Source organism: Scytonema sp. NUACC21 (genome assembly GCF_054684315.1).
The window spans coordinates 1-11,771 of record NZ_BAAFZH010000012.1 but is presented as its reverse complement, the minus strand read 5'-3'; the positions used below and the strand labels follow the sequence as shown (position 1 = coordinate 11,771).

At 43.9% G+C, this 11,771-nt stretch carries 5 protein-coding genes and 9 pseudogenes; 10 read left to right on the top strand and 4 right to left on the bottom strand.

Annotated features, from left to right (window positions below):
- Positions 1–2,427, bottom strand: a 2,427-nt coding sequence (gene topA, locus ACYRY3_RS00730; protein ID WP_460199953.1) for a type I DNA topoisomerase, incomplete at its 3' end; no start/stop codon positions are given.
- Positions 2,428–2,579: 152 nt separating this feature from the next.
- Between topA and ACYRY3_RS00725 the strand changes: the two are divergent.
- The 6 genes and pseudogenes from ACYRY3_RS00725 to ACYRY3_RS00700 form a co-directional block, all read left to right on the top strand.
- Positions 2,580–2,723: pseudogene (locus ACYRY3_RS00725) on the top strand (Uma2 family endonuclease); the annotation flags it as partial.
- A gap of 207 nt (positions 2,724–2,930) precedes the next feature.
- On the top strand, positions 2,931–3,170 hold the full coding sequence (locus ACYRY3_RS00720; RefSeq protein WP_460199952.1) for a type II toxin-antitoxin system HicB family antitoxin: 240 nt from the start codon (positions 2,931–2,933) through the stop codon (positions 3,168–3,170).
- Between the two features lie 86 nt (positions 3,171–3,256).
- A pseudogene (locus ACYRY3_RS00715) lies at positions 3,257–3,472 on the top strand (type II toxin-antitoxin system HicA family toxin); the annotation flags it as partial.
- 1 nt (position 3,473) lies between these two features.
- Positions 3,474–3,605, top strand: a pseudogene (locus tag ACYRY3_RS00710) (Uma2 family endonuclease); the annotation flags it as partial.
- A pseudogene (locus ACYRY3_RS00705) lies at positions 3,599–4,345 on the top strand (homogentisate phytyltransferase); the annotation flags it as partial. The pseudogenes ACYRY3_RS00710 and ACYRY3_RS00705, both read left to right, overlap by 7 nt.
- A 253-nt stretch (positions 4,346–4,598) precedes the next feature.
- Complete coding sequence (locus ACYRY3_RS00700; protein ID WP_460199951.1) at positions 4,599–4,805, top strand: hypothetical protein; 207 nt, start codon at positions 4,599–4,601, stop codon at positions 4,803–4,805.
- Between the two features lie 206 nt (positions 4,806–5,011).
- Here ACYRY3_RS00700 and ACYRY3_RS00695 read toward each other — a convergent pair whose 3' ends face one another.
- The gene (locus tag ACYRY3_RS00695) at positions 5,012–5,974 is read right to left on the bottom strand and encodes an NAD-dependent epimerase/dehydratase family protein (protein WP_460199950.1); all 963 of its coding nucleotides are present in this window, start codon (positions 5,972–5,974) and stop codon (positions 5,012–5,014) included.
- On the opposite strand from ACYRY3_RS00695, the pseudogene ACYRY3_RS00690 reads away from it, so the two are divergent.
- The 3 pseudogenes from ACYRY3_RS00690 to ACYRY3_RS00680 form a co-directional block, all read left to right on the top strand.
- Positions 5,972–7,138 (top strand): annotated as a pseudogene (locus tag ACYRY3_RS00690) (sugar phosphate nucleotidyltransferase); the annotation flags it as partial. The gene ACYRY3_RS00695 and the pseudogene ACYRY3_RS00690 overlap by 3 nt on opposite strands.
- A pseudogene (nusA, locus tag ACYRY3_RS00685) lies at positions 7,131–8,087 on the top strand (transcription termination factor NusA); the annotation flags it as partial. The pseudogenes ACYRY3_RS00690 and nusA, both read left to right, overlap by 8 nt.
- Positions 8,088–8,196: 109 nt before the next feature.
- Positions 8,197–8,301, top strand: a pseudogene (locus ACYRY3_RS00680) (DUF448 domain-containing protein); the annotation flags it as partial.
- A gap of 385 nt (positions 8,302–8,686) precedes the next feature.
- Here the strand turns inward: ACYRY3_RS00680 and ACYRY3_RS00675 are convergent.
- Positions 8,687–9,310 (bottom strand): annotated as a pseudogene (locus tag ACYRY3_RS00675) (SDR family NAD(P)-dependent oxidoreductase); the annotation flags it as partial.
- A gap of 153 nt (positions 9,311–9,463) precedes the next feature.
- Here ACYRY3_RS00675 and ACYRY3_RS00670 point away from each other — a divergent pair.
- A pseudogene (locus ACYRY3_RS00670) lies at positions 9,464–10,630 on the top strand ((Fe-S)-binding protein); the annotation flags it as partial.
- 33 nt (positions 10,631–10,663) lie between these two features.
- Here ACYRY3_RS00670 and ACYRY3_RS00665 read toward each other — a convergent pair.
- On the bottom strand, positions 10,664–11,771 hold a 1,108-nt coding region (locus ACYRY3_RS00665), incomplete at its 5' end, for a SufS family cysteine desulfurase (RefSeq protein WP_460199949.1).

Sequence of the window (11,771 nt, the reverse complement as noted above, 5' to 3'; positions counted from 1 at the left end):
CATTTGACAGGCAACAGTCCGCTTCCAAATGAGGTCGTACAACTGCAATTCCCGACCGCTTAAAGCAGTTTCTTGAGGGGTTCGGAAGGTGCTACCCGCAGGACGAATGGCTTCGTGTGCTTCTTGTGCGCCTTTTGATTTGGTGGTATACTGCCGCGCTTGCGGGCTAAGGTATTCCTTCCCATAAAGCTTTTCTACGCAGTCACGGGCAGCAGCAATGGCTTGGTCTGACAAATGTACCGAGTCTGTACGCATATAGGTAATGTATCCCTGCTCGTACAAACTTTGGGCAATCCTCATTGTATCCCGTGCTGAAAGGCGCAGTTTGCGGTTAGATTCTTGTTGCAGTGTCGAGGTGGTAAACGGCGGCGCGGGTTTGCGCGTGACCGGGCGTTCCTCTAAATCTGTAACTTTCCAGGTTTTTCCTAAAAGCTCTTCTCTTAGGGCTTCTGCTTGCTCTTGGTTAAGGAGAACGACATTGCGCTCGCCAGGAATTTTTCCTGTTGCGGGATCGAAGTCACCACCGTTTGCTAGCCTAATCCCTTTTAATGTGATGAGTTGGGAGGTAAATGCCGAGCCTTTTGTTGAAGCAGGAGGGAGCAACGTAGCCTTCAAATCCCAGTAGGAACCTTGGCGGAAAGCACGGCGCTGACGTTCTTTATTAACCAAAAGCCGCACGGCTACCGACTGTACGCGTCCTGCAGATAATCCCCAAGCAATTTTTTTCCACAGCAAGGGAGACAGGGTGTAACCTACAAGCCGATCCAAAATCCGCCGCGTTTCTTGAGCGCGAACCAATTGTTCGTCAATGTCACGGCAGTTTTTTAAGGCTTTTTTGATGGCGTCTTGAGTGATTTCGTGAAACACCATCCGCTTTGTAGGAACCTTTGGCTTCAGCAGCTGGTACAAGTGCCAGCTGATGCTTTCTCCTTCCCGGTCTTCGTCTGTAGCCAGGATGAGTTCATCCACTTCTTTTAGGGCGTCTTTAAGTTGGGTGACAACTTTTTTCTTATCTTTAGGGACTACATACAGTGGTTCAAAGTCGGCGTCTACATTTACCCCGAGCTGCGCCCATTTTTCCCCTTTAACAGTGGCGGGAATTTCACTAGCTGATTGGGGCAGATCGCGCACATGACCCATAGACGCTTCCACCCGATAACCCGCAGGCAGGTAGTTGCGAATGGTACGAGCTTTGGTCGGAGACTTGAGCATGGGTACTGCTTGCCGTTGCATATTCGATCCCATGAGTGCGCGGTTAGCGTCGTCGTGCTCTAGGAAGGGAATCATACTTGTAGCAACCGACACAATCTGCACCGGAGACACTGCTACGTAGTCCACCTGCTCTGGTGTTGTAGTGGAGAATTCCTGGCGATATCGAACTGTAACCGACGGTCCAATGATGTAGCCATTTTCATCTACGGGTACATCCCCCGCTGCCACCCGCAAATCGTCTTCTTCATCTGCGGTCATGTAGACAGCCGACTTATCAAACTGTACCCGCCCATTTTCTACCGACCGGAAGGGAGTTTCCAAGAAGCCGTATTGGTTAACACGAGCGTGAGTTGCCAAAGAACCAATCAAACCAGCGTTTGGACCTTCTGGGGTTTCCACCGGACAAATACGCCCGTAGTGAGACGGGTGAATATCTCGCACTGCAAAACCTGCCCGTTCCCGAGTTAAACCGCCAGGTCCGAGTGCTGACAAACGGCGTTTGTGGGTCAGTTCTGCCAGAGGGTTGGTCTGATCCATGAACTGGGACAATTGCGAGGAACCAAAGAATTCCTTAATTGCCGCTACCAAAGGTTTGGGGTTCACTAAGGAAGCTGGGGTCAACACTTCTGCATCTGATACGGTCATTCTTTCGCGAATAATCCGTTCTAATCTGTTGAGACCCACCCGCACTTGGTTTTGCAGCAATTCACCCACGCTTCTTACCCGACGGTTACCCAGGTGGTCAATATCATCGGTACTGCCGATATCAAACTCCAGGTTAATCAGGTAATCTACGGAAGCCAAAATGTCTTGCGGTGTCAGAACTCGCACTGTTTCTGGCACTTGCAGACCCAGTTTTTTATTGAGCTTATACCGTCCCACGCGACCCAGGTCATAGCGTTTGGGATCGAAGAAGCGGGAGTCTAACAGTTGCTGTCCTCCCAATACCGTGGGTGGTTCGCCCGGTCTGAGTTTGCGATACAACTCCATTAGGGCTTCTTCTTCTGAGAATTGCCCTTCTTTTTCAATGGTTTTTTGAAAGTATTCTGGGTGACGCAATGCGTCAAAAATTTCGTTGTCTGATAACCCTAAAGCTTTGAGGAGAACTTGTGCTGACAGTTTGCGGGTTTTGTCAATTCTTACCCACACCAGGTCATTACGGTCTGTTTCAAATTTTAGCCATGCTCCTCGGGTTTCCAGTAGTGAGGAAGTCAAAGGGATGGATCTGGATTTGTTGTTACGTTGCATCAATATGGTGACTCATGTGGATGCTATCAAGACGTTTCAACAGGCGCTTCGGATATAGCTTCGCCCGACTACAATCTTGTAGATCGTAATTTGCTTGTGAAACCACGACCAGCGATTGCGAAAAAGAAAGATTTGCTCCTTTATGTCCCGATTTTGTGGTTGAATTAATCTCCCCCAGTAATTCCCTGGAAAAAACACGCGCCAAAATGAGGGAATATATGGATAATGGCGCAAGGTTGGGATAGTTAATTAATCGCCAACAGTAGCAGGTAGAAATTTATCTTCCCAATCAAGAAGTTGAAATTTTACAAATGGTATCAAATATCATTAGTATAAAAAAGAGTATTTGTGGGGGCTTAAGGTCTTGCGCTCCTACCGACATATTTCATTGACTTGAAAGTCATCATATTTTGATACAATGAAATCAGTCTAAGTTAAAAGTAAGTAGACCACAAACAATTTAAAAACATATGGAAAACAACAATAAACAAATTTACAATTACAGAGTTATTCTGGAAAAAGAACCAGATGGAGGTTATCACGCTTTTTGCCCTATCTTAAAAGGTTGTCATTCTCAAGGAGATTCTTTTGAAGAAGCCATTGAGAATATTACAGAAGCAATTGAATTATATATTGAAAGTTTAAAGGCTGATAATCAGTTAATTCCAAAAGAAGATTTAATTGTGAAGTCATTAAGTATCTTGGCATGAGTAACGTTCCCAGTGTCAAAGCAAAAGAATTTATCAAAGTCATCGAAAAATTAGGTTTTTATCTTGACCGTTAAAAGGGTAGTCATGCTATTTATAAGGATAGTCATGGACAAAGGGTTGTTTTTCCTATTCATTCGGGAAAAGACTTAAAACTAGGGACTTTAATGGGCATGATTCAAGATATTGGTATAGACAAGGAAACTTTCTTTGAGTTATTGGGAAAAGAAATTAGGTGTAATTTTATTATTGGGTTTCGTTCTTCCAAAGCCAGTCCCCTGAGCGATCGCTATCACAACAGATAATATGAACACTCATACCGTCAATTTACCTGCTCCCCTCGAATTAAATATTGACTTAACTGACGAGCAATTTTTTCAGCTTTGTCAAAATAACCGTGACTTGAGATTCGAGCGTACAGCTACAGGGGATATATTGTGGGATTGAATCAAATTGAAGATGTGGCAATTGATAAGATTAATAAACCTCATTTACCTCTTGCTTCTGGAGAATTTTCCTTGAAAGTAGGAAAATTTATTGTGGGAACAACTGGTATTTTGGCACTATTACTATCAGTTCTTCAAGGACCGTTTTTGTTTGGTATGGTGGCTATTAGTTTAGCAATTGGAACGGCTTATTCTTTACCACCAATCCGCTTGAAACGCTTTCCCTTTTGGGCAGCTATTTGCATCTTCTCTGTACGTGGGGCAATAGTCAATTTAGGTCTGTTTTTGCACTTTAGTTGGGTGTTTAATGTAGAAAACCGAAATTTTGGAGCTTGGCAAATTCCATCTACAGTTTGGGCTCTGACAATCTTTATTCTAGTGTTTACCTTTGCGATCGCTATCTTTAAAGATATTCCCGATCTGGAAGGAGACCTGCTGTACAATATTGATACTTTTACCATCAAACTTGGTAAACAAACAGTCTTTAATCTTGCACTTTGGGTATTAACTATTTGTTATGCGGGTATGATTTTGGTAGGGTTGTTGAGATTAGCTGAAGTTAACTCTATCTTCTTGATTGTAACTCAACTGATAGCCTTAGTTTTCATGTGGAGGCGAAGCCGAAATGTTAACTTGCAAGAAAAAAGCCAAATTGCTGGATTTTATCAATTTATTTGGAAACTGTTTTTCCTGGAATATTTGATTTTCCCAATTGCTTGTCTTTTGGCTTGAAAATTGTCATTTGTCATTAGTCCTTGGTCATTGGTCATTTGTCATTTGTCATTGGTAATGGTTTACGGCATCTTTTTGTAGGGTGGGCACTGCCCACCAATTCCTCACCTTTTTGTTTATTTCCGACCACCTACTTAACTTGTAAATTTTGTCTCCAATCATTTATTAATGTTCGGCAAAATGAACAAATGACAAATGACGAATGACAAATGACAATCAACATTACAATTCTAGAAAATACTACAATTAGTCAATGACTTACAGTCAATTTGATATTGAATCGATTCGAGAAAAATTTGATATTACTCTCATAGAAAAAGTCGGAAAATTTGTTGATGTGCCCGAAATTAGCTATAGTGAGTACTTAGCAGAAACACTTGGCTTTAATACACCGATTGCCTTAGCGGTTAACTCAGAAAAATCTCGTTCCGAGATGATTACACCTATTCCTGGTATATGACCATGAAAAACGGGCGTATTGTCAAGGTAGTAGCATTCTTCGATACCATTGAGCTTACCGATTTGTGGAAACGCATTCCTGTAAGTAAAAAGGTATTGAGAAACTATTGAACAAAGATGTTTCGCGCAGTCCCCACCTAAAAATACTCTAAAAAAATTGACATTTTAGGTGGGGTAAGCGAAACCAGTATAAAAAGCGCAGCAACATTATGGTAAAATCAAGTTGGTACGGTAAAACGAAGTTTCGTGGTTGCCCGACTCTACACTATTAGCGGAAATTTCTGCAAGCCATTCGAGTGGTCTGGGTTGCCAATTCAGTTCTCGTTTTGCTTTAGCGTTTGATGCTCCACGCAGGTGGTTGGCGTAGTAAACCGCGTCTGAACCTTGAGCACGTTCTGCTTGTTCTTCAGTCACGTGAACAGGTGGTTGAGCACCCAGCCAACGAGCCAAAGCAGATAACCACACTCGTAGTTCGACTGGTTGGTCATCATTGATGTTGTAAATACCGGGGGTACCTTGATGCACTGCTGCAATGGTGGCATCAGCAACGTCTTCAATATGAACCCAAGACCAAACTCCTTTTCCTTCTCCCACAATTGGGTATTGCTGTTGACGGACTTGGTTGGCTACATCTCCATCTTTTGCGAACCAAGTTCCTCTTCCGTAGAAGAAGCCATATCTGAGAACGATCCCTTCGAGATTGGTTGCTGAAAGGACTCGATGTTCAGTATCAGCGTATACACGAGTACCGGATGCTATTGCAGGCGTTGCATCAAAGGCAAATGGTGTTTCTTCTGTCGCCAGTCCCGAACCAGAAGCATACCAAAACGCACTGGACTGGATAATATAACGACGCACACCAGCCGCTTGAGCCGCCGCTTGTACATTCGCACCGCCCTCCCGCCGCAATCGAGCATCTAGTTCAGCCGCCGCAGTCATTGATGCTCGCGTATAGGTCTGAGGTAGAGAAGTCAATTGCTCAATGACCACTTCGGGCTGAGCGTTGGTCATGGCAGTACGGACAGCTACTGCGTCAAAAGCATCAACCACTACGGCTTTTGCGCCCAGTTTGGTAAGAACATGAGCTTTTTCTGATGTTAGAGTCATTCCAATCACTTCGTGACCCGCAGCAACTAAACCCGTGACCAGTGGACGACCAATTGCTCCCAAAAGAAATCAAAAGCAACTTTGATTTTGACTCGTGTTCCCAATCCAATTGAGTTTGGGGTAGTTATTACTGACGAGGAAAATCGAATTCGACGATTTTTGGAGAAACCCTCCACCAGTGAAATTTTTTCCGACACTGTGAATACTGGTACCTACATTTTGGAACCAGAAGTTTTGGAATATTTGCCAGCCAATCAAGAGAGCGACTTTTCAAAAGAATTGTTTCCCCTGCTACTGGCGAAGAATGAGCCAATGTACGGTTACATTGCTCAAGGTTACTGGTGTGATGTTGGTCACTTAGATGCTTATCGTGAGGCTCAGTATGATGCGTTACATGGCAGAGTCAAACTAGACTTTGCATACAAAGAAGAATCACCGGGAATTTGGATAGGTCAAAATACTTACATTGAACCGACAGCACAGATTGAAGCTCCATCGGTTATAGGGGACAATTGCCGCATTGGAGCAAGAGTCGTGATTGAAGCCGGAACGGTCATTGGAGATAACGTTACCATTGGCGCTGATGCCAATCTCAAGCGTCCTATCATTTGGAATGGAGGTATAATTGGAGACGAAGCCCATTTATCAGCTTGCGCTATTTGCCGTGGAGCACGTGTAGACCGTCGCGCTCATGTTTTGGAAGGTGCTATAGTCGGTTCACTGTCAACGGTGGGAGAAGAAGCCCAAATTAGCCCCTTTGTGCGGGTTTGGCCCAGCAAAAAGATTGAGTCTGGGGCAATTTTGAATATTAACTTGATTTGGGGTAATACAGCACAACGCAATTTATTCGGGCAACGTGGCGTACAAGGATTGGCAAATATTGACATCACCCCAGAATTTGCCGTGAAGTTAGGAGCCGCATATGGTTCTATTTTAAAACCAGGTTCTCTAGTGACGGTTTCCCGCGACCAGCGCAATGTCTCCCGCATGGTCACTAGGTCATTGATTGCTGGTTTGATGTCAGTCGGTGTTGATATTCAGAACTTGGATGCAACCGCTATTCCCATCACTCGCACGGTAATACCTACGATGCCAGTCACTGGTGGTATTCACGTGCGGGTACATCCAGATCGTCCCGACTACATCCTCATTGAGTTTATGGATGGCAAGGGAATTAACATTTCCAAAGCCTTGGAAAAGAAAATTGAGGGAGCTTACTTTAAGGAATCAACAGCGCCAAATGGTTCAAGAAGAGTTTCAAGAATTAGAAGGCGAGATACTGCAAGCCAGAGTCCTGCGTTTTGAGAGACAGTCTGTCATCATGGCAGTAAGAAGTAGCTTGGGTCAGCCAGAGGTAGAAGCGGAACTACCAAAGCGGGAACAATTGCCAAATGATAACTATAGAGCAAATGCTACCTTTAAAGTTCACCTCAAGAAAGTCTCTCAAGGTCAGCAACGCGGTCCACAGTTACTCGTTTCTAGGGCTGATGCGGGTTTGGTTGTTGAACTCTTTGCGAATGAAGTTCCGGAAATTGAAGATGAAGTTGTCAGAATTGTAGCTGTAGCAAGAGAAGCAAATCCTCCCTCCCGTCACGTAGGACCCAGAACTAAGATTGCTGTCGATACATTAGACCGGGATGTAGACCCAGTGGGTGCTTGTATTGGAGCACGGGGATCGCGGATTCAAGTTGTTGTTAATGAATTGCGCGGTGAAAAAATAGACGTGATTCGTTGGTCACCAGATCCAGCAACTTACATTGCAAATGCCTTGAGTCCAGCACGAGTTGATGAGGTGCGTCTTATGGACCCAGAAACGAGGCAAACTCACGTGTTAGTGGCAGAGGATCAATTAAGTTTGGCTATTGGTAAAGAAGGACAAAATGTTCGTTTAGCTGCAAAACTTACGGGTTGGAAAATTGATATCAAAGACAAAGCTAAATACGACGCAGCAGCAGAAGATGCCAAATTTGCAGCAGCAAGAGCAAAAGCAGCCCTAGAAGCAGATGATTCTGACCTGGATGAACTTGAGGATGATTTTGAAGATGATACAAAAGATGAACTTGAGGACGATTTTGAAGATGAAACTAAAGATGAACTTGAGGATGAACTCGACCCAAATGAGGAGGACTCAGAACTGGATGATGAAGATGATGAAGATGATGACGACAGAGATTGAAATTTGAAGTAAGACAACAACAGTGCTGGGAAGCCACTATGCTATTGAGTGAAGTACTAAATGGCAGTTAACTCAGGGCTTGGCAATTAGCAATTAGCATTTTCAGCAAATGAAACCAAATTACCGACGTTGTATTAGTTGCCGCAAAGTCGGATTAAAACAAGAGTTTTGGCGGATTGTCCGCGTGTTTCCTTCAGGACAGGTACAATTAGATTGCCTACTTGCTCAATACCAAGAAGTTCTTGCCAAATATTAGCAATGGTTTGCTCTACCTCATTTCTAGGAGCAACATAGGCATTATCTAAATTGGGTCTTGAGTAAAAAGAAGAGGAAGTAGCTTTTTCTTGAAGTTGTGAGTCTACATCCAATTCAAGCTTGACCCATCTTTTAATGCTAGCTTGCAAATCTACAGTTGATGTCACAACTTGAGTCATACCTGTAGATAAGGCGCGTTTAAAAACCTCTAGACCTTCTTGCCGTGTCATCATTGAGTCCGCACCTTTGAGCACAGTCACTGATTCCAAAGATTTTTGAGTAATCCAACGGTCGTAATTGATACTTAACCAAGAAACAAGACTTGTTTGATTGTGTTTATGTACAAAAGCATCCGTGAATATGTGCGCTGCTGGATAGGCAGCCATGCCCAGTACCCCTAAAACAGATGCTAATGAGGATATTATTATGCAGAAATCAAGCTCTTTTCCTTGTAAGATATTTTCTAATACAAATAATCCATAGCCTGTTGAGCTTAATTGACTTTCACACTCAGTTTTACTTATCTGTTGAACACTGCAAAACAACTTTATCCCTGCTGCATGGATGACGCCATGAACCTGACCAAAGCGCTCTGAAGCTTGAGTCATCACTGCTTGCATTTGTTCGAGATTCGCAACATCGGCGCGGCAAATTAGCACCTCAGCACCCAATGCTTCTAATGCTTGCACTTTCTTGATTTTACGACTGATATTATTGTTTTCATCATGAGTCGCTAGCCATTGAGACCACTCTTGTTTTGCGGGCAGACCGGAACGCCCTGTTAAGATGAGTTTGGCGTGTGCTTTCTGTGCCAGATACTCTGCTAGTACCAAACCAATCTCTCCCAAACCACCAGTAATTAAATATACTCCTTCTTCCCTGATGGGAATTGTTTCCTCATCTGGCTCCTCAAGTTGTATTGGTTCAAAAGTTTGCACCCAACGGTGTTTGCCACGGTAGGCAACCATGTTCTCAGATGCTGTTTGAGTGAGTTCTGCTAAGAGTTGGTCTATAAGTTGATTTTTTTGGGGTGTTTTTGATTCAGGAATGACTACATCAATATTACGACAGGTAATGTTGGGATACTCTTGCGGACTCACCTTACAAATTCCCATAACAGGTCTTGTGTTCATTGTGGGTTTTGTCTCTCCACTTGTCCAAGCTACAGGGTGCTTGGGAAAGAGATGGATTCGCCACGAGGGCGTATCTATTTAATGGATGGAATTAATGAGGGTGAAATTCCTCTGAATGTTGCAACCGCACAGCATTTTGATACTTGTTTGGGATGTCTTGCTTGTGTGACCACTTGTCCTTCTGGAGTGCAGTATGACAAGTTGATTTCTGCAACCCGTCACCAGGTTGAACGAAATTATAAGCGCAGTTTGCCAGACCGCCTATTCCGTCAACTCATATTTTCCCTGTTTCCCTATCCGAACATTTTAAGGGTTTTGCTGGTTCCATTGTTTGTTTATCAGAAATTGGGTTTGCAAAAACTGGTTAGGGGAACTGGGTTGTTAAAAACAGTATCTCCTCGGTTGGCAGCAATGGAATCAATCCTGCCAGAAATTACTTTAAAATCATTTCAAAATAATTTGCCCCGTGTTATTCGTGCCCGAGGTGAAAAACGCTACCGAGTAGGGATGATTTTGGGTTGCGTGCAAAGGCTGTTTTTCTCCCCAGTCAATGAAGCCACCGTGAGAGTTTTGACGGCAAATGGTTGTGAGGTAGTGATTCCCAAGACACAAGGCTGTTGTGCAGCACTTCCCGAACACCAAGGGCAAACAGAACAAGCCAAAGCACTGGCAAGGCGCATGATTGATAGCTTTGCCGATACTGGTGTTGATTTTATCATTATTAACGCTGCCGGTTGCGGTCATACTTTGAAAGAATACGGTCATATGTTAGAAGATGACCCAGAGTATCGGGAAAAAGCTAAGCAGTTTGCTGCTAAGGTCAGAGATGTACAGGAGTTTTTGGCAAATGTTGGCTTAACAGCGAAACTGTCTCCCCTCACCGATAAACCCCTGACAGTAGTTTATCAAGATGCTTGCCATCTATTGCACGGTCAAAAGATTAGCGTCCAACCCCGTCAGGTATTGCGGCAAATTCCCGGAGTAAAACTGCGCGAACCCCTTGATGCTGCCATATGTTGTGGTAGTGCAGGTGTTTACAATATGCTACAACCAGAAGTTGCTGAAGAATTGGGCAGGCAAAAGGCGCAGAATTTGTTGAATACTGGTGCGGAGTTAATTGCTTCGGCTAATCCGGGCTGTACTTTGCCGCTAACCCTACCTAAACTTCCTTATAGGTAGGGACTGCGCTCAACATCTTTGTTCAAAACTGCCAAAGAAATCCAAAGTTTCCTTCAACGCCTTCACAAAAATATCAATCTCTTCACGGGTATTGTAGAACGATAAACTTGCCCGTGCAGTTGCTGCAATATTTAAGTGACGGTGTAATGGTTGAGTACAATGGTGACCGGAACGGATAGCGATACCTTCTTGGTCTAACAGTGTGGAGATGTCGTTGGCGTGGACTTCTTTTGCTGTAAAGGAAGCAAGAGCTGCTCTTCCCAAACCTGCTACTTTAGGTAATGGACCATACAGGCGAATCCCAGGAATTTGCTGTAGCTTCTCAAAAAGATAGCCAGTCAATTCTGATTCGTAAGAATAAATTTTATCCATGCCAATGCTGGTGAGGTAGTCTACAGCTGCACCAATAGCAATGGCTTCTGCAATGGCTGGAGTACCTGCTTCAAATTTATGCGGTAAATCTGCGTAGGTTGACTTGTCTAAAAAGACATCAGCAATCATCTCTCCACCACCAAAGAAGGGAGGCATCGATCGCAGCAGTTCTAATTTGCCGTACAAAAAGCCAATTCCTGTTGGAGCGCACATTTTGTGCCCGGAAGCCACTAACCAGTCACAGTCAATTTGCTGGACGTTGATGGGCATATGGGGAACACTTTGGCAAGCATCAATTAATACTCTGGCACCGTACTTGTGTGCGATCGCGCAAATCTCTTTCACTGGGTTAATACAGCCCAACGTATTAGAAACATGCACCACGGACACCAACTTTGTTTTGTCAGAAACCAGGTTCTTAAACTGTTCCAAATCAAAGGTTTCTTCTGGTGTCAGTTCCACAAACTTCAGTACTGCGCCTGTTTTTTGCGCTACAAAATGCCAGGGGACTAAATTACTGTGGTGTTCCATCACCGAGAGGATAATCTCATCTCCCGGTTGCAAATTGTTCATTCCCCAACTGTAAGCAACCAAGTTAATGGCCTCAGTGGCGTTACGGGTAAAAACAATTTCCTGACGCGATGCAGCATTCACAAAAGCAGCAAGTTTATCTCTGGATGCTTCGTAAGCTTCAGTTGCTTTAGCACTCAGAGTATGGACGCCACGATGCACGTTAGAATTGTAC